General features: G+C 72.4%; 11 protein-coding genes. 7 read left to right on the top strand and 4 right to left on the bottom strand.

Annotated features, from left to right (window positions below; all coding sequences use genetic code 11):
• The first annotated feature begins 109 nt into the window (after positions 1 to 109).
• Complete coding sequence (gene pcrA, locus OHA84_RS22130; RefSeq protein WP_266970113.1) at positions 110 to 2,680, top strand: DNA helicase PcrA; 2,571 nt, start codon at positions 110 to 112, stop codon at positions 2,678 to 2,680.
• A 208-nt stretch (positions 2,681 to 2,888) separates the two neighbouring features.
• Here the strand turns inward: pcrA and OHA84_RS22135 are convergent, their stop codons facing one another.
• Together OHA84_RS22135 and OHA84_RS22140 are read right to left on the bottom strand one after the other, a co-directional pair.
• Positions 2,889 to 4,556: a M23 family metallopeptidase gene (locus tag OHA84_RS22135; RefSeq protein ID WP_266970111.1), complete on the bottom strand. Its 1,668-nt coding sequence runs from the start codon at positions 4,554 to 4,556 to the stop codon at positions 2,889 to 2,891.
• 390 nt (positions 4,557 to 4,946) lie between these two features.
• Positions 4,947 to 5,864, bottom strand: a complete 918-nt coding sequence (locus tag OHA84_RS22140) for an esterase/lipase family protein (protein WP_371591599.1) — start codon at positions 5,862 to 5,864, stop codon at positions 4,947 to 4,949.
• A gap of 460 nt (positions 5,865 to 6,324) precedes the next feature.
• Between OHA84_RS22140 and OHA84_RS22145 the strand changes: the two genes are divergently transcribed.
• Complete coding sequence (locus OHA84_RS22145; protein WP_053682557.1) at positions 6,325 to 6,729, top strand: cobalamin B12-binding domain-containing protein; 405 nt, start codon at positions 6,325 to 6,327, stop codon at positions 6,727 to 6,729.
• A gap of 732 nt (positions 6,730 to 7,461) precedes the next feature.
• Here OHA84_RS22145 and OHA84_RS22150 read toward each other — a convergent pair.
• The gene (locus tag OHA84_RS22150) at positions 7,462 to 9,021 is read right to left on the bottom strand and encodes a DUF5691 domain-containing protein (RefSeq protein ID WP_266970110.1); all 1,560 of its coding nucleotides are present in this window, start codon (positions 9,019 to 9,021) and stop codon (positions 7,462 to 7,464) included.
• A 248-nt stretch (positions 9,022 to 9,269) separates the two neighbouring features.
• A complete protein-coding gene (locus OHA84_RS22155) occupies positions 9,270 to 10,613 on the bottom strand; it encodes an SWIM zinc finger domain-containing protein (protein ID WP_266970108.1) in 1,344 nt (447 codons plus the stop codon).
• A 134-nt stretch (positions 10,614 to 10,747) separates the two neighbouring features.
• Between OHA84_RS22155 and OHA84_RS22160 the strand changes: the two genes are divergently transcribed.
• The 5 genes from OHA84_RS22160 to sucD all read left to right on the top strand — a co-directional run bounded on the left by OHA84_RS22160 (position 10,748) and on the right by sucD (position 18,026).
• On the top strand, positions 10,748 to 11,854 hold the full coding sequence (locus OHA84_RS22160) for an AAA family ATPase (protein ID WP_266949356.1): 1,107 nt from the start codon (positions 10,748 to 10,750) through the stop codon (positions 11,852 to 11,854).
• Positions 11,851 to 14,112, top strand: coding sequence for a DUF5682 family protein (locus tag OHA84_RS22165; protein ID WP_266970107.1), 2,262 nt, complete (start codon positions 11,851 to 11,853; stop codon positions 14,110 to 14,112). Before OHA84_RS22160 ends, OHA84_RS22165 begins: the two co-directional genes overlap by 4 nt.
• A gap of 345 nt (positions 14,113 to 14,457) precedes the next feature.
• The gene (locus OHA84_RS22170) at positions 14,458 to 15,570 is read left to right on the top strand and encodes a VWA domain-containing protein (protein ID WP_266950653.1); all 1,113 of its coding nucleotides are present in this window, start codon (positions 14,458 to 14,460) and stop codon (positions 15,568 to 15,570) included.
• A 365-nt stretch (positions 15,571 to 15,935) separates the two neighbouring features.
• The gene (gene sucC, locus OHA84_RS22175) at positions 15,936 to 17,114 is read left to right on the top strand and encodes an ADP-forming succinate--CoA ligase subunit beta (protein ID WP_053682552.1); all 1,179 of its coding nucleotides are present in this window, start codon (positions 15,936 to 15,938) and stop codon (positions 17,112 to 17,114) included.
• A 21-nt stretch (positions 17,115 to 17,135) separates the two neighbouring features.
• Entirely contained in the window at positions 17,136 to 18,026 is an 891-nt protein-coding gene (gene sucD / locus OHA84_RS22180; RefSeq protein ID WP_053682551.1) for a succinate--CoA ligase subunit alpha, read from the top strand.
• Positions 18,027 to 18,051 lie beyond the last annotated feature (25 nt).

An 18,051-nucleotide genomic window follows, 5' to 3' on the forward strand; every position in this document is an offset into this window, starting at 1 on the left:
CGGCCGGACACGGGCAGACCGGGTGCGGGCAGTCCGGATACGGGCATATGCCGCCGATTTTTCGGGGCCGGGACCGGCTGTCGGTCCGGCCCCCTAAACTCGGAAGGCGATGAGCAGCCTCTTTGACGACAGTTTCCTGGCGGACCTCTCCCCCTCCGACGAGGTCCAGCCGCCGCCCGAGGATCACGCCCCGGAAGCGGGCGCGGACGACCTCTTCGGCGGCCGGTTCGACGTACCCATGAGCGGGGACTCCCACTACCGCGACGGGGCGCCCAAACCCGTCATCGACCCGGCGGCGCTCCTGGACGGACTCAACACCGAGCAGCGCGCCGCCGTGGTCCACGCGGGTTCCCCACTGCTCATCGTGGCCGGCGCCGGCTCCGGCAAGACCCGGGTCCTGACCCACCGCATCGGCCACCTGCTGGCCGCGCGCGGGGTCCACCCGGGGCAGATCCTGGCGATCACCTTCACCAACAAGGCCGCCGGCGAGATGAAGGAACGCGTCGAGGGCCTGGTGGGCCCGCGCGCGAACGCCATGTGGGTCTCGACGTTCCACAGCGCGTGCGTGCGCATCCTGCGCCGCGAGTCGAAGCGCCTCGGCTTCACCTCCTCGTTCTCGATCTACGACGCGGCCGACTCGAAGCGCCTGATGGCGCTCGTCTGCCGCGACCTGGACCTGGACCCGAAGAAGTTCCCGCCGAAGTCCTTCAACGCCAAGATCTCGAACCTCAAGAACGAGCTCATCGACGAGGACGCGTTCGCGGGCCAGGCGGCGGACGGGTTCGAGAAGACGCTGGCCCAGGCGTACGCGATGTACCAGGGACGGCTGCGCGAGGCCAACGCCCTCGACTTCGACGACATCATCATGACCACGGTGCACCTGCTCCAGGCGTTCCCGGAGGTCGCCGAGCACTACCGGCGCCGCTTCCGGCACGTCCTCGTCGACGAGTACCAGGACACCAACCACGCCCAGTACACCCTGGTGCGCGAGCTGGTCGGCACCGGCTACCCGGACCTGCCGCCCGCCGAGCTGTGCGTGGTGGGTGACGCCGACCAGTCGATCTACGCCTTCCGCGGCGCGACCATCCGCAACATCCTCCAGTTCGAGGAGGACTACGCGGACGCGACGACGATCCTGCTGGAGCAGAACTACCGCTCCACGCAGACCATCCTGTCCGCCGCCAACGCCGTCATCGAGCGCAACGAGAACCGCCGCGCGAAGAACCTGTGGACCGAGGCCGGCACCGGCGCGGTCATCACCGGCTACGTCTCGGACACCGAGCACGACGAGGCGCAGTTCGTCGCCGACGAGATCGACCGGCTGACCGACGCCGGCGACGCCAAGGCGGGCGACGTCGCGATCTTCTACCGCACGAACGCGCAGTCGCGTGTCTTCGAGGAGATCTTCATCCGCGTCGGCCTGCCCTACAAGGTCGTCGGCGGTGTCCGCTTCTACGAGCGCAAGGAGGTCCGCGACGTCCTCGCGTACCTGCGCGTCCTGGCGAACCCGGAGGACAACGTCCCCCTGCGCCGCATCCTGAACGTACCCAAGCGCGGCATCGGCGAGCGTGCCGAGGCGATGATCGACGCCCTCGCGATGCGCGAGAAGATCACCTTCCCGCAGGCGCTGCGGCGCGTGGACGAGGCCTTCGGCATGGCCGCGCGCTCGACCAACGCCGTGAAGCGGTTCAACGTGCTCATGGAGGAACTGCGGACCATCGTGGAGTCGGGCGCGGGCCCGGCGGTGGTGCTGGAAGCGGTGCTGGAGCGGACGGGCTACCTCGCGGAGCTCCAGGCCTCGACCGACCCGCAGGACGAGACGCGGATCGAGAACCTCCAGGAACTCGCCGCGGTGGCGCTGGAGTTCGAGCAGGCCCGCGCGGCCGGCCCGCAGGCCCCGGCGGCCGACGCGGGTGCCGAGGGCGGTGCCGACGCCGACGCTGACGCCGATGCCCCCGCGGCCGGTCCCGGGCCCGGCACGCTGGCCGAGTTCCTGGAGCAGGTCGCGCTCGTCGCGGACTCCGACCAGATCCCCGACGAGGACACCGACGGCAGCGGCGTCATCACCTTGATGACCCTGCACACCGCCAAGGGCCTGGAGTTCCCGGTGGTCTTCCTGACCGGCATGGAGGACGGGGTCTTCCCGCACATGCGCGCGCTGGGACAGACCAAGGAACTGGAAGAGGAGCGACGCCTCGCGTACGTCGGCATCACGCGGGCGCGCGAGCGCCTCTACCTGACGCGCTCGTCGATGCGCAGCGCCTGGGGCACGCCCTCGTACAACCCGCCGTCACGCTTCCTGGAGGAGATCCCGACCGAGTACCTCCAGTGGAAGCGCACGGGCGCGACCCAGAAGCCGGCCGGACCGATGCGCAGTTCGGGCTACGGCTCGGGCTCCTCGGGCGGCTCCGGTTCCAGGAGCTCGTTCGGGACCTCGCCGGAATCGTTCCTGTCCTCGTCGCGCACGAAGTCCGGCCCCTCGGGGTTCGCCACGCGGCGCGCCTCCGACAAGCCCGTCATCACGCTGGTGGTCGGGGACCGGGTCACGCACGACCAGTTCGGGCTGGGCACGGTCATGGAGGTCAAGGGCGCCGGCGCGGACGCCCAGGCCACCATCGACTTCGGTGACGACAAGCCGAAGCGGCTGCTGCTGAGGTACGCGCCGGTACAGAAGCTCTAGCGCGGACGGCATACGGCATACGGCGGACGGGAGTTCGCCGGGGCGCGGCGGGACGGCCTGTGGGATCGGGTCGGCCCGTCGCTCGACCCGTACGTCCGGGCCGTGGGCGTGGGCGTGGGTGTGGCCGTGGGCGTGTGCCGGGTACGCGGATCGGACACGTGGGCCGGACCCGTGGGCCGGTCCGCCCGCCGGCGGGAAGGGGCGGGCTCTAGCTCGGGTCCAGGCCGTGGCTGCGCAGCCATGCCTGGGGGTCGATCGGGGAGCCGCCGCCGGGCCTGACCTCGAAGTGCAGGTGCGGGCCGGTGGAGTTGCCCGAGTTGCCGGAGTAGGCGATCACCTCACCGGCCTTGACCTTGCCGGACCGGATCTTGGTGCTGCTCAGATGGCAGTACCAGGTCTCGGTGCCGTCGGGCGAGGTCAATATGGCCATGTTGCCGTAGGCGCTGTTGAACTGGGTGCGCACGGTGCCGTCGGTGGCGGCCATGACCGGAGTGCCGTACGAGACCGGGAAGTCGATGCCGGTGTGCACCGACATCCACATGCCGCCGGCCTGGCCGAAACCGGCGCTCAAACCGTGCTGGGCGACCGGGACGGCGAACTTGGGGCGGGCGGCCTCCTTGGCCGCGGCCTCCTCGGCGCGCTTCTTCTTCTCTTCCAACTGGCGCTCGCGGAGGTCGATGCGCTCCTGGGTGCGGCTCGCACGGTCGGCGAAGTCGCCCGCGTCGGCGCTGAGCGCGGCCAACTGCGTGTCGAGCTTGTTGTTCGCGGCGATCGGCTTCACCGAGGCCGGATCGGGCGCCGCCATGGTGACGGGTTCCTCGGCGGGCTTCTCGGCGCCACCGGCGAGTCCGCCGACGGACGCGGCGGCGACTCCCGCCACCCCCATCACGCAGGCGGAGGGAACGGCCACCGTCAACAGGGCGGAACGCTTCGCCGGAGTGCGCCGACGGCTGCTGCCGCCCGCCCTCGCGGAATTCTTGGCGGCGCCCTTGGCGGGAGCGCCGGCGCGGCGCGTGGGCCGCGGCTCGTTCTCCGCGCGGGGCGTCACGGGCATGGCCTGGGTGGGCATGTCGTGAACGGCGCCCCGCGGCTCCGGCACGTCCTCCGGGAGCGCGTCGGTGACGGCCTCGAAGACGGCGGTGTCGGCGGCATGCAGATCGTTGTTCGCGTACGTGTCGTTGTTCGCGTACGGATCGGCGTTCGTGTGCCGCTCGTCGTTCGCGTACGGGTCGGCGCCGGGATACGGGTCGGTGCTCGGGTACGGATCGACGACGGTGATCGGGACGACGGTCGTCGCCTCGTACGCGGGCTCGTAGGCGGCCTCGTACGAGAGGGAGTCCGCGGGGGCGGCCTGCGTGGTGTCGTGGCCGTACGCGTACGCGTATCCGCCGTCGGACTGCGACGGATAGTCCTGCACACTCGCGGTGACCGTCGCCGGGCCGGTGAGGTCGAACGCGTCGGCCCCGCCGTTCCACGCGGTGGCGTCGTACGCGCCGGTGTCCTGGGGGTAGCCGGTGAAAGTGGACCACTGGCCGGTCTGCTCCGCGCCGCCGGACTCGTAACCGAAGGACGCCGGTTGGTAGTCGGAGCCGGCGGAGGTCCAGGCGCTCGCGTCCCACTGCCCGGTGGTGTCCTCGGGGGCGCCCTGGGTGGGGACGTTCGTCAGGTAACTCTCCTGCGAGGCCCAGGCGGTGGCGTCGTACGTGCCGGTGGACTCGTACGAGCCGTAGGCGTCATAGGTGCCGGACACACCGTAGTTGTAGCCCTGGCCCTGCGTTTCGTAGGAAACGTAGGCCTGGTCACCAGCGAAAGTGGTGGTGGTAAGGCCGTCGTACCCGGTTTCGGGGTACTGGCCCGACGGGGGGCGGTCGTTCACCAACTTCTCTTTCGCCTCGGCAGTGGGGGGCCTGGGTGGCCGGTGAACTCAAGGTTCACCGGAGGAGAGCAGTGGCGCGACTGTACCCGTCGGTCACAGGCAACGACAATCTTCGGCGGAGGCCGGTATCGCGGGAACCGGGCATTCGGCCGCCTTTCGGTCGCACAAAGACGCAGCCTTGGCCTTGAGTTCGAAATGTGTTCGACTCCAGGGGCGGAATGTGCAAGACGTCCGTCTCGGTGAAACCGCCCGGTGGGGAAGGTGCCGCGAGGATCGAGCGGCTCGTCGTCACCGTGCGTCAGAGCGGACTTACCGGTTCCGGTGGCTGGGCTCGCGTTGCACCGGTTTCGTCCCGGATCCCGGTGTGTCGTGCCCCGGTTCGTCGGGGGTTCAGACGGCCAGGCTCCGACCCTCGGTCTCCGAGCCGGCGGCGCGGTCGGCGGCTCCGACGGCGGTCCCGACGACGGTGCGGTCGGCGGTGCGGTCGGTGCTCCGGTCGGCGGTGCGGTCGGTGGTTCGTGCGTGGGCCGTCAGGTCGTCGAGGGCTCGACGCACCGCGGCGATCACCGCGGGGTGGACCGCGAGAGCCAGGTGCCCGATACCGGTGACCAGCACGTTCTCCGCGTCGAGGTCCGGGTGTTCGATGCGGGCGGTCCCGGTCGGCGCCATGATCGCGTCGAACTCGCTCCAGAACGCCACGTACCGGGTCCGGCAGCCGGGTGAGGGCGCGGCGAGTTCGGCCATCACCTCGGAGTCGGGTCGCATCTGGCGGACCAGCGGGTGCGCGTCCATGAAAGGGGCCACGCGGGTGCCGGCGTGCGGGGTGCCCAACGTGACGAGTGTCCGCACCCGGGCGTCACCGCCGAGCCGCTGGACGTAGTACCGCGCGACCAGTCCACCGAGGCTGTGCCCCACGAGGTCCACGCGCTCCTGCCCGCTGCGCTCGCAGAGGTCCTCGACGCGACGGGCGAGATGGCGGGCGGTGGCGCGCAGATCCCGGGTAAAGGGCGAGTAGTTGTACGTCTCCACGCGCCGCAGGCCGTCCGCTCCGAGGGCCCTCCGCAGCAGGACGAAGATCGATCGGTTGTCGTTGAAGCCGTGCAGCAGCAGGGCGGGCGGTCGCTGCCCGCAGGCCCCGGCGGCCGGCCCGGCGGCCGGACGCTCCTCCCGCACCCCGGTGGGATACAGCAACAGGTGTCCCGTGAGTACCACGGCCTCCAGCGCGGCGGCGCGCAGGGCGGCCCCGGAGGCGATCAGGGACAGCGGCAGGGGCAGCGACAGCGACAGCGGTAAGGACAGGGCCGGCAGAGACAGGGATGCCGGAGACAGGGACCGCGGAAACAGGGACGGCAGGGCCGGGCGGGTCGGGGCGGACTCCGGGGCGACGTCCGGCACGGATCCCGGCACGGATCCGTGCACGGATCCCGGAACGGGCCTCGAAGCGGATTCCGGAACCGGCCTCGGTTCGGGAAGTGGTCCGGGAAGTGGTCCAGGAAGTGATCCGGGTCCGGGAAGTGGGAGGGATGGCGGCGTGCTCGACAGCCCCATGAACGGCCTCCCCTGGGCCTCTTGGGTATGTGGCTGGGTACGCGGCCGTGAAGCCGATGTCGCCCCACCGCCGCGCCGGGCGGCTGACGGCGCGGTGGCGGGGCGACTCGGTGCGGTGAATCAATGGCGTCCCACGTGTGATTTCCCCCTCCTGGTTGACCGCGAAACGGCGGCGTGCGCGATGCTGTACTTAACGTTCGTTCACTCGGGAGGCAGTGCGATGGGTGTGACCGGTCCGATCCGTGTGGTGGTGGCCAAGCCGGGTCTCGACGGCCACGACCGCGGCGCCAAGGTGATCGCGCGTGCGCTGCGGGACGCGGGCATGGAGGTCATCTACACGGGCCTCCACCAGACTCCCGAGCAGATCGTCGACACCGCGATCCAGGAAGACGCCGACGCGATCGGCCTGTCGATCCTCTCGGGCGCGCACAACACGCTGTTCGCGCGCGTGCTGGAGCTCCTCAAGGAGCGCGACGCGGAAGACATCAAGGTCTTCGGCGGCGGGATCATTCCGGAGGACGACATCGCCCCCCTCAAGGCCAAGGGCGTCGCCGAGATCTTCACCCCGGGCGCCACGACGACCGCGATCGTGGACTGGGTCAACGGCAACGTGCGCCAGGGCTAGTCCGGATCATTCGGAACTTGCCGGGGCCGCAACGCCCGGCACCGGGCCCGGCGGCGTTGTCGGGCCCGTCCGGCTGGGCCCCGGCCTGCCGGGCAGGTTGCCGCAACGTCCGGCACCGGGCCGGCGGCGTTGTCGGGGCGCCCGAGTGCGTCCAGTACCCGGGGTTCCCTCCGCCTTGACCGGCACGGCACCGGACACCGCGACCCTGACCGGCAAGATCCGGAACAGAGACGCCCTGGTCCGCCCCCTTCAGGTCCCCCGGGCCCGGCACCGCACCTGATGGCGCGCTGTCGGGCGTCCGCGTACACCCTCCGGTGGCCCCGCGTACGTTCTATGCGCGGCGCCGCCCTACGTCCTGCTGGGCGCGGCGCCGAAACCGCGGGCGCGGGCCCCGGCTGGCCTGACCGGGGGAGCGGGCCCTGCGGGCACCCGGGCGGTCCCCCTGCGGGCACCCGGGCGGGCACGACCTCGGAGGGCGGCCCGGCCGACTCCGCTGCGGAAGGTGCCGGGTCCTGCCCCCGCTGACCGCGCCCGCTGATCGCCGCGCCCGCTGATCGCCGCGCCCGCTGATCGCCGCGCCTGCTGACCGCCCCAGCCGATCGCCGCGCCCGCTGACCGCCCCGCCGCCCCGCCGACCGCCCCGCCCGCCGACCCGACGGGCCGGCAGGCGGGGCTTCGCTTGTCCCGTTCGCGCCGCCGCCACCAAGCGGCGGGCGGCGGGCGATCGGAGGGTCAGCCGGGCGGGGTCAGTTCCGCGAGCATGGCCGCGCGCACGCGCAAGGTGGCCACCAGTCTCTGAAAGGCCTCCGCCCAGTAGGCGGCCGCTCCCGGCGACGCGTCCGGCGGGTCCTGTGACGCCGCGGTCAGCGCTTCCAGCCGACCCGCTTCCGTCGGATCCAGGCAGCGTTCCGCCAGTCCCATCACCCCGCTGAAGCTCCACGGGTAGCTCCCGGCCTCCCGTGCCGTGTCCAGCGCGTCGACCACCGCCCGTCCCAGCGTCCCCGCCCACGGCACCACGCAGACCCCCAGCAACTGGAACGCCTCCGACAGCCCGTGGGCCCGGACGAACTCCGCCACCCACTCGGCCCGTTCCCCGTCGGGAAGGATCGACAGCAGCTTCGCCCGCTCGGCCAGCGACGCCGTACCCGGTCCCGCCGCCGGTGGTGCGGAGGCCGAACCGAGCAGGGCCTTCGACCACGCGGGGTCACGTTGGCGCACGGCCGCCCGGCACCAGGCCGCGTGCAGTTCCTCCGCCCAGCCCTCGGCGACCGGCAAGGCCACGATCTCCGCCGGGGTCAGCCCCCCGAAGCGGCCCCGCCAGCAGGACAGCGGCGCGGCCTCCACGAGCTGCCCCAGCCACCAGGCCCGCTCCCCGCGTCCCGCCGGCGGTCGTCTCACCACCCCGTCCCGGAGCATGCCCGCGTCGCAGTCGGCCGGCGGTTCCACCCCTTCGGGGCCCACGCAGGCCAGTGCCCGCTCCGCCATCCGGCCGGCCAGCGCGGAACCCGTCAGCGCGGACAGCAGCTCGGCCGCCGTCGCCCGGACGTTGCGACTCCGATCGCCGAGGGCCGACTCCAGGAACTCCTCGTCGGCCGGCGACAGCCCCACCCGCAGCGAATCGAGGAACATCAGCCGGTCCTCGGCCCGCTCGGTGGCCCAGGTGGTCGTCAGCAGCCGGATCGCCGCCGCCGGCTCATGAGCCCGTACGGTGCCCAAGAGGGCCACCCGCTCGGCGAACAGCCCCTCCTCCCACAGGTTTTCCACCGCCTCTCGATCCGCCGCGTCGGGCCGGCCGCCGGTGTCCCCCGTCCCGCCCCGCAGCGCGAACCGCCAGTCCGGATTCAGTCGGGCCAGCCACAGGCCGCGCGCCCCGGCCAGGGCCAGGGCAGGCGGTCGCAGATCGGTCCGGGCCCGGGCCGCGTCCAACAGCGCCGGTACGAGCGCCGCCGGCGCGCGGTAACCGTGGCGTCCGGCCGCCGCCAACCACTGCGGCAACAACTCCGTCAGATCCGGGGCGGCCCCCCGCCGCCCGCCGGACCCGCCCGCGGCGGTCCGGCCCGCCAACAGCTGCGCGAGCCGTCGGCGTGCCGCGTCCGGCGGCTCGGGTCGCGGATCGTGCGCCGCCGGCTCCGGTCTCGGGGCGGCCTCGGCCGGCCGCAGCCCGGCCCGGCGCCGTACGGTCCGCACGGCCGCCGCGTCCAACAGGGCCTCCGGCGAGCCGCCCCGGCGCCGACCCGTGCCCAACAGCGCGGCGCCGACCAGCTCGTCCCACTCCTCGTGTGCCGTGTCCATGCGACCCCCTCCCTCGTGATGTCCCCGGGCTCCGGTCCCGCCCCCTCCACGGGACCGGAGCAGTACTTGGATTTGTCGTGTTAAATCGTGCTTCAGCTGGCGTGGTTGTCGTCCATCAAAGCCCCCCGGCTTTCTCGTTCACACACGACGGCGCCCCCGCGCCGCCGTTCCCTCCCCGGCGCCGACGCTCCCCCGCGTCGGTCGCCTCCTGCTCTTCCCTCCGGTCCGATCCGGGCCCCCCGGCCCGGTCAGACCAGCGGTATCGGCTCGGCCGATCCCGGCTGCCACGCCGTCAGGGGCGTGAACCCGCGATGGCCGACCTCGCCGAACACCGTCACCGGGCCCCCGCCCGACAACGCGGCCAACTGCCACAGGCCCGTTCGGGACCCGCTGCCCGACCCCGACAGGGGTACGGGCAGGGCGGACGTCCCCTCCGAGTCCGCCAGTTGCCAGCCCGCCTCGCCCGGTATCGGCACCACCGGGCCCAGGACCACCGGCCAGGACTCCAGCCAGGGATCCACCCGCAGAGCGGTCCCGTACGCCTCCAGCGCGGCAGCCGTACCGATCCCGGCCGGCGCCCCGGTGCCCGGCGTCGCCGCCGAGAGGCGCTCCCCGAGGTCGACACGCAGCCCCGCGGAGCCCGGGCGGAAGCGGGCTTCCGCCTCCCACACCAGTCCGATCGGCAACGCCAATCCCGGAGGCCGCCCCGGTGGACCGAAGTCCAACACCAGTGCCGGACGACCGCTCTCCTGCCCCCGCAGCCAGATCCGGCGGGTGGTGAGCCGCCCGTCCGGGGAAACCGAGTCGTACTGGGCCAACACGAGCCAGCGATCCCTTACGACCTCGCCCTCCGCGGACACCGGCACCCCCACCCGGTTCCTCGTCGTCGCGGCCAACTGCTCCGGCAGCCCGGACACCCCCAACCAGGCCTTGTTCAGCAGGTGCAGCAGCGCGAACTCCTCAAGCATCCGGGCGGGCCAGCCGGGGCCGCAACCGGGTATTGTCCCCAACTCCCGCACCCGCGCGGCCAGTCCGGGCGCCTGAGCGTCGACCATTCGTGCCGCGGTCTCCTCCCATCCCGCGTACCCCGCCTGTTCCTGCCCGGCCAGACCGCCGTGCAGCAGATCGGTGAGCCGCCGCTCCAACTCGACGACGCCCGCACCCACCCGGGCCGCCCTCCGTTCGGCCCGCCGGCGAGCCCCCTCCTCGTCCACCGGCCCGGCCTGCCCGGCGGACGGCCGTGCGGTCTTCTCCGCCCGCCCGGTCAACCACTCCCGCGCCCAGTCCGGCGCCGGCGCCGGGTCCCCCACCCCTTCCGCGGCCCAGACCAGCAGCAGTCCCAGCGCGTGCTTGCACGGGAACTTCCGGCTCGGACAAGAGCACTTGTAGGCGGGGCCCGTCAGATCCACGACCGTCCGGTACGGCCGACTGCCGCTGCCCTCGCACAACCCCCACAGAGAACCGGAAGCGGAACCTCCGATCTGTGACCACGGACCCGACCCACCAAGCTTTCCCCCCGCCTTTCTCGACACGTCGTCAGGAGCCAGAGCCAGTACCTGTTCCGCCGTCCAGCGGACCTCCTGCTCAGTCATGTGTCCCACCGTAGAGACCCCCACTGACAATCGCTCTGACCTGCAACAACCGTCCTTGCGAGGGCCGTTGTCAGTGGGGTGGTGCACCGTGGTCACAGCAGTCCGACGCGGCTGCCGAGCATTGGAGGGGGACCATGACCATGCCCGAGAACGGCACCGGTACCGAAGTGCTGCGCCCGCACGCCGAAGACGCCTTCGCGCACGAACTGAAAGCCTTGGCCGCAGCCGATGACCGGCCCCGCCCGAGCCGCTGGAAGCTCTCCCCGTGGGCCGTCGCGACATACCTCCTCGGCGGGGAACTGCCCGACGGCACGGTCGTCACACCCAAGTACGTCGGACCTCGGCGCATCGTCGAGGTCGCCGTCACCACGCTCGCCACCGACCGGGCCCTGCTCCTCCTCGGGGTCCCCGGCACCGCCAAGACCTGGATGTCCGAACACCTCGCCGCCGCCGTCAGCGGCGACTCCACGCTGCTTGTCCAAGGCACCGCGGGCACCCCCGAGGAGGCCATCCGGTACGGCTGGAACTACGCCCGCCTCCTGGCGCACGGCCCCAGCAGGGAAGCCCTCGTACCCAGCCCCGTCATGCGCGCCATGGCCGACGGCATGACCGCCCGCGTCGAGGAACTCACCCGCATCCCCGCCGACGTCCAGGACACCCTGATCACCGTCCTGTCCGAGAAGACACTGCCGATACCCGAACTCGGCCAGGAAGTGCAGGCCGTGGGCGGCTTCAACCTGATCGCCACCGCCAACGACCGCGACCGCGGCGTCAACGAGCTCTCCAGCGCGCTCCGCCGCCGCTTCAACACCGTCGTCCTCCCGCTGCCTGCCACCGCCGAGGCCGAGGTCGACATCGTCGCCCGACGCGTCGACCAGATGGGCCGCGCCCTCGACCTGCCGGCCGTGCCCGAGGGACTGGAGGAGATCCGCCGCGTCGTCACCGTCTTCCGCGAGCTGCGTGACGGGATCACCGGCGACGGCCGCACCAAGGTCAAATCCCCCAGCGGCACCCTGTCCACCGCCGAGGCCATCTCCGTGGTCACCGGAGGCCTGGCACTCGCCGCCCACTTCGGCGACGGCGTCCTGCGCTCCTCCGACGTGGCCGCCGGCATCCTCGGCGCCGTCGTCCGCGACCCGGCCGCCGACCGTGTCGTCTGGCAGGAGTACCTGGAGACCGTCGTCCGCGAACGCGACGGCTGGAAGGACTTCTACCGCGCCTGCCGGGAGGTGTCCTCATGAGCCCCGAGGACGCGGGGCCCCTGCTGTTGGGCGTCCGGCACCACGGACCGGGCTCCGCCCGCGCGGTGCGGGCCGCGCTCGACGCCGCGACCCCCCGCGCGGTCCTCATCGAGGGACCACCCGAGGGCGACGCCCTGCTGCCCCTGGCCGCCGAGCCCGGGATGAGACCGCCGGTCGCGCTCCTCGCGCACGCCGCGGACGACCCCGGCAGGGCCGCGTTCTGGCCCCTCGCCGGGTTCTCCCCGGAGTGGACCGCCCTGCGCTGGGCGCAAGAACGCGACGTGCCCGTGCGGTTCATCGACCTGCCCGCCGCGCACACGCTCGCCGCCCCCCGGGATCCGCAGGCGCCCGACCCCGACGCCGTACGGATCGACCCCCTCGCCGTACTCGCCGAGACCGCCGGGTACGACGACCCCGAACGCTGGTGGGAGGACGTCGTCGAGCACCGGGGCAGCGGAGCCGTCCGGGACCCCCGCGCGACCTTCGAGGCCCTCGGCGAGGCCATGGGAGCCCTGCGCGAGGCGTACGGGGACGGCGGGCACCCGAGCGACCGGGTGCGCGAGGCCCACATGCGGCAGCGGATGCGCGCCGCCCGCAAGGAGTTCGGCGACGCCTACGCCGTGGTCTGCGGCGCCTGGCACGTCCCGGCCCTGCGCGCGGGGACCACCGCCGCCGCCGACAGGGTCCTGCTCACCGGGCTGCCCAAGGTCAAGGTGGAGACCACCTGGGTGCCCTGGACCCACCGCCGGCTCGCCCGCGCGGACGGGTACGGAGCCGGCGTGACCTCGCCCGGCTGGTACGCCCACCTCTTCGAGTCCCGTGACCGGCCCCTCGAACGCTGGCTCACCCGGGCCGCCGGACTGCTGCGGGCCGAGGACCGGCAGGTCGGCCCCGCCCACGTCATCGAGGCGGTCCGGCTCGCCGAGACCCTGGCCGTCGTGCGCGGACGCCCCGTTGCGGGCCTCACCGAGACCCTCGAAGCGGTGCGGGCGGTGATGTGCGACGGCTCCGACGTCCCCCTCGCGCTGATCGAGGACCGCCTCGTCGTCGGGGACGTTCTCGGCGAGGTCCCCGACGCCGCACCCGTCGTACCGCTCCAACGGGACCTCACCCGACGGCAGCGCGCCCTGCGGCTCAAGGTCGAGGCGCAGGAGCGGGACCTGGAACTCGACCTCCGCAAGGACACCGACACGGCCAAGTCCCTCCTGCTGCACCGGCTGCGGCTGCTCGGCATCGACTGGGGGACACCCACCGCCTCCCGGGGCAGCACCGGAACCTTCCGCGAGACCTGGCGGCTCCGCTGGGAACCGGAGCTGTCGGTACGGGTCGCGGAAGCCGGCATCTGGGGCACCACAGTCGTCGGCGCCGCCACGGCCAAGGTCGAGGCCGACGCCGTCGCGGCAACGGAGCTGGGCGAGGTCACGACCCTGGCCGAGCGGTGCCTGTCGGCCGGGCTGTCCGAGGCGCTGCCCGCCGTGCTGCGGGCCCTCGCCGACCGGGCGGCGCTCGCCACCGACGTGGCGCGGCTCGCCGAGGCCCTGCCCGCGCTCGCCCGTTCGCTGCGGTACGGGGACGTGCGCGGCACCGACGCGACGGCCCTCGGCACGGTCGCGGTCGGGCTCGCGGACCGGATCTGCGTGGCACTGCCGCCCGCCTGCGCGGCGGGCCTGGACGCCGACGGCGCGGCCGAACTGCGCGGGCACGTGGACGGGGTGCACGGCGCAATCGCCCTCCTGGAGGTGGACGGCCTGCCGGAGCGCTGGGCGACGGTGCTGCGGACGCTCGCCGGCCGCGACGGCGTGCCCGGGACGATACGGGGCCGCGCCACCCGACTGCTGCTCGACGACGGACGGTTGCCGCCCGAGGAGACGGCGCGGCTCATGGGGCTGGCGCTCTCCCCGGCGACCGCCCCGGCCGACGCGGCGGGCTGGATCGAGGGCTTCGCGGGCGGCGGCGCGGGCGGCGGGACCCTGCTGATCCACGACGACCGGCTGCTGGGCCTGATCGACGCGTGGCTGGTGTCGGTGCCGGAGGGGGCGTTCATCGACGTACTGCCCCTGCTGCGCCGAACGTTCGGGGCGTACGAGTCGGGCGTGAAGCGCACCCTGGGTGAACTGATCCGCCGCGGCCCCGGAGACAGGTCCGGGAGGGGCCGGGCCGGTTCGGGCCCCGAGGGTTTCGCCGCCGAGCCGGATCCGATACGGGCCGACGCCGCGGCGGAGCTGGTCCGGCTGATCCTCGCGACGCCGGCGGGATGACGGCGCCGATGGTGACGCCGGCGGGATGACAGCGCGGGCGAGAGGGACGGGGCGCCGGGGGATGGCGCGATGGGGAACGGGGCGGCAGTGGGCGACGGGGCCATGGGCGACAGCGCGACGGGGAGGGCGGGGCACATGACGGCGACGGGGAACACGGCAGCGACGGAGCACATGACGACGACGGAGACCGGCACGGCGGAGGCCGGCACGGCGGAGGCCGGCGGGACGGAGGTCGGCACCACGGACACCGGCACCACGGACACCGGCACGACGGACACCGGCGGGACGGGGACCGGCACCACGGACACCGGCACCACGGATGCCGAGCGGCTGCGCCGGTGGCGGATGGTGCTCGGAGGGGGCGAGGGCGACGGGACCGGCCACGCCCTCGCCGGGCGGGACGCGGCGATGGACGCCGCACTCGGCGCCCTCTACGGCAGCGCCGGCGGCGCCGGCAACGGCAAGCCGCAGGGCGAGCGCTCCGCCGGTCTCGGCGGGTCGGCGCCCCGGGTGGCCCGCTGGCTCGGGGACATCCGGACGTACTTCCCCGCTTCCGTGGTCCAGGTGATGCAGCGCGACGCGATCGAGCGCCTCGGGCTCGCGTCCCTGCTGATGGAGCCGGAGATGCTGGAGGCCGTGGAGCCGGACGTCCACCTGGTCGGCACCCTCCTCTCCCTGAACAAGGCGATGCCGGAGACGACCCGGGAGACGGCGCGGGCCGTGGTCCGCAAGGTGGTCGAGCAACTGGAGAAGCGGCTGGCGGCCCGCACCAGGGCCACGCTCACGGGCGCCCTGGACCGTTCGGCGCGGATCAGCCGCCCCCGCCACCACGACATCGACTGGGACCGGACGATCCGCGCCAACCTCAAGAACTACCTTCCCGAGCACCGCACGGTCGTCCCCGAACGGTTGATCGGATACGGCCGGGCGGCCCGGTCCGTGAAGAAGGAGGTGATCCTCTGCATCGACCAGTCCGGCTCGATGGCCGCCTCCGTCGTCTACGCCTCCGTCTTCGGCGCGGTGCTCGCCTCGATGCGGTCGATCTCCACGCGCCTCGTCGTCTTCGACACCTCCGTCGTGGACCTGACCGATCGGCTCACCGACCCGGTGGACGTCCTCTTCGGCACCCAGCTCGGCGGTGGCACGGACATCAATCGCGCCCTCGCCCACTGCCAGTCCAAGATCACCCGGCCCGCCGACACCGTCGTCGTTCTCATCAGCGACCTCTACGAGGGCGGCATCCGCGACGAGATGCTCAAGCGGGTCGCCTCCATGAAGGCGGCCGGAGTGGAGTTCGTGACCCTGCTCGCGCTGTCCGACGAGGGCGCCCCCGCCTACGACCACCAGCACGCGGCGGCGCTCGCGGCGCTCGGCGCGCCCGCCTTCGCCTGCACCCCCGACCTGTTCCCGGACGTGATGGCCGCCGCGCTGGAGAAACGGCCCCTGCCGATCCCCTGAAGCCCCTGACCACCGGTGGCCTCAGGCGGCACACCGGTGGTCCACCGTCCGTCCCACCCGCCGTCCACCCCGGCGAACACCGCCCGCTCATCCCCGGCCCATCGCGTCCGCACATCGGCAGATCACACGAACGCGCAGTTCAACCGTCAGGCGATCTGTGACAGGTATCACCGCTCAGGTGTGATCTGCGATTTAGGGACCCACGGCCCACGGGGATAACCTGCGGGACGGACATGCCGCGTCCACGGTCACCGTGTGCGCCTTCCTTGTGACAGCGCCGTCACGTTGCCCTCCGCGGCACGCCCACGCAGATAGCAGACAACCGCGAATCACTGCGAATCTTTGAAGACAAGGGACGGACGCGCGTGGACCTGTTCGAGTACCAGGCGAGGGACCTCTTCGCCAAGCACGGTGTACCGGTGCTGGCCGGTGAAGTGATCGACACGCCTGAGGCGGCGCGCGAGGCCACCGAGCGGCTGGGCGGCAAGTCGGTCGTCAAGGCGCAGGTGAAGGTCGGTGGCCGAGGCAAGGCCGGCGGCGTGAAGCTTGCCGCGACCCCGGACGAGGCCGTGGCCCGGGCGACGGACATCCTCGGGATGGACATCAAGGGCCACACGGTCCACAAGGTGATGATCGCCGAGACCGCTCCCGAGATCCTCGAGGAGTACTACGTCTCGTACCTCCTCGACCGCACCAACCGCACCTTCCTGGCCATGGCCTCGGTGCAGGGCGGCATGGACATCGAGGAGGTCGCGGAGAAGACCCCCGAGGCCCTCGCGAAGGTCCCGGTCAACGCCAACGAGGGCGTGACCATCGAGAAGGCCCGCGAGATCGTCGCGCTGGCGAAGTTCCCGGCCGCGGTCGCCGAGAAGGTCGCCGAGGTCCTCGTGACCCTGTGGGACACCTTCATCGCCGAGGACGCGCTCCTCGTCGAGGTCAACCCGCTCGCGAAGGTCGCCAACGGCGACGTCATCGCGCTCGACGGCAAGGTCTCGCTCGACGAGAACGCCGAGTTCCGCCAGCCGGGTCACGAGGAGTTCGTGGACCACGCCGCCGCGAACCCGCTTGAGGCCGCCGCCAAGGCGAAGAACCTCAACTACGTGAAGCTCGACGGCGAGGTCGGCATCATCGGCAACGGCGCGGGTCTCGTCATGAGCACCCTCGACGTGGTCGCGTACGCCGGCGAGAACCACGGTGGCGTCAAGCCCGCCAACTTCCTGGACATCGGTGGTGGCGCTTCCGCCGCCGTCATGGCCAACGGCCTGGAGATCATCCTCGGCGACCCGGACGTCAAGTCCGTGTTCGTCAACGTCTTCGGTGGCATCACCGCGTGTGACGAGGTCGCCAACGGCATCGTCCAGGCACTCCAGCTGCTGGCGGACAAGGGCGAGGCGGTCACCAAGCCGCTCGTCGTCCGCCTCGACGGCAACAACGCCGAGCTGGGTCGCAAGATCCTGTCGGACGCCAACCACCCGCTGGTGCAGCGCGTGGACACCATGGACGGCGCGGCCGACAAGGCCGCCGAGCTCGCGGCTGCGAAGTAAGGGCAGAGGTCACAGACTCACATGGCTATCTTCCTCAACAAGGACAGCAAGGTCATCGTCCAGGGCATGACCGGTGCCACGGGCATGAAGCACACCAAGCTGATGCTGGCTGACGGCACCAACATCGTCGGCGGCGTGAACCCGCGCAAGGCCGGCACCACCGTCGACTTCGACGGCACCGAGGTACCGGTCTTCGGTTCCGTCGCCGAGGCGATGGAGAAGACGGGCGCCAACGTCTCCGTCCTCTTCGTCCCGCCGGCCTTCGCCAAGGCCGCCGTCGTCGAGGCCATCGACGCCGAGATCCCGCTGGCCGTCGTCATCACCGAGGGCATCGCGGTGCACGACTCCGCCGCCTTCTGGGCGTACGCGACCGCCAAGGGCAACACCACGCGGATCATCGGCCCGAACTGCCCGGGTCTGATCACCCCCGGCCAGTCCAACGCCGGCATCATCCCGGGCGACATCACCAAGCCCGGCCGCATCGGTCTCGTGTCCAAGTCCGGCACGCTGACCTACCAGATGATGTACGAACTCCGTGACCTCGGCTTCTCCTCCGCCGTCGGCATCGGTGGCGACCCGGTCATCGGTACCACGCACATCGACGCCCTCGCGGCGTTCGAGGCGGACCCCGACACCGACCTGATCGTCATGATCGGCGAGATCGGCGGCGACGCCGAGGAGCGTGCGGCGGACTTCATCGCGAAGAACGTCACCAAGCCGGTCGTCGGTTACGTCGCGGGCTTCACCGCCCCCGAGGGCAAGACCATGGGCCACGCCGGCGCCATCGTCTCCGGTTCTTCCGGCACCGCACAGGCCAAGAAGGAAGCCCTCGAGGCCGCGGGCGTGAAGGTCGGCAAGACGCCGACCGAGACCGCCAAGCTGGCGCGCGAGATCCTGAACGCCGCTCAGTAGGCAGTCGCTGTACGCGTGTACGGGC

Origin of the sequence: Streptomyces sp. NBC_00513 (genome assembly GCF_041431415.1) — a bacterium.
GTDB lineage: Bacteria > Actinomycetota > Actinomycetes > Streptomycetales > Streptomycetaceae > Streptomyces.

Bases quoted from the DNA above. Each gene is read 5' to 3' on its own strand.
- pcrA (WP_266970113.1), top strand. From the start codon at position 110: ATGAGCAGCCTCTTTGACGACAGTTTCCTGGCGGACCTCTCCCCCTCC.
- OHA84_RS22145 (WP_053682557.1), top strand. From the start codon at position 6,325: ATGGGTGTGACCGGTCCGATCCGTGTGGTGGTGGCCAAGCCGGGTCTC.
- OHA84_RS22150 (WP_266970110.1), bottom strand. From the start codon at position 9,021: ATGGACACGGCACACGAGGAGTGGGACGAGCTGGTCGGCGCCGCGCTG.
- OHA84_RS22155 (WP_266970108.1), bottom strand. From the start codon at position 10,613: ATGACTGAGCAGGAGGTCCGCTGGACGGCGGAACAGGTACTGGCTCTG.
- OHA84_RS22160 (WP_266949356.1), top strand. From the start codon at position 10,748: ATGACCATGCCCGAGAACGGCACCGGTACCGAAGTGCTGCGCCCGCAC.
- OHA84_RS22165 (WP_266970107.1), top strand. From the start codon at position 11,851: ATGAGCCCCGAGGACGCGGGGCCCCTGCTGTTGGGCGTCCGGCACCAC.
- OHA84_RS22170 (WP_266950653.1), top strand. From the start codon at position 14,458: ATGGTGCTCGGAGGGGGCGAGGGCGACGGGACCGGCCACGCCCTCGCC.
- sucD (WP_053682551.1), top strand. From the start codon at position 17,136: ATGGCTATCTTCCTCAACAAGGACAGCAAGGTCATCGTCCAGGGCATG.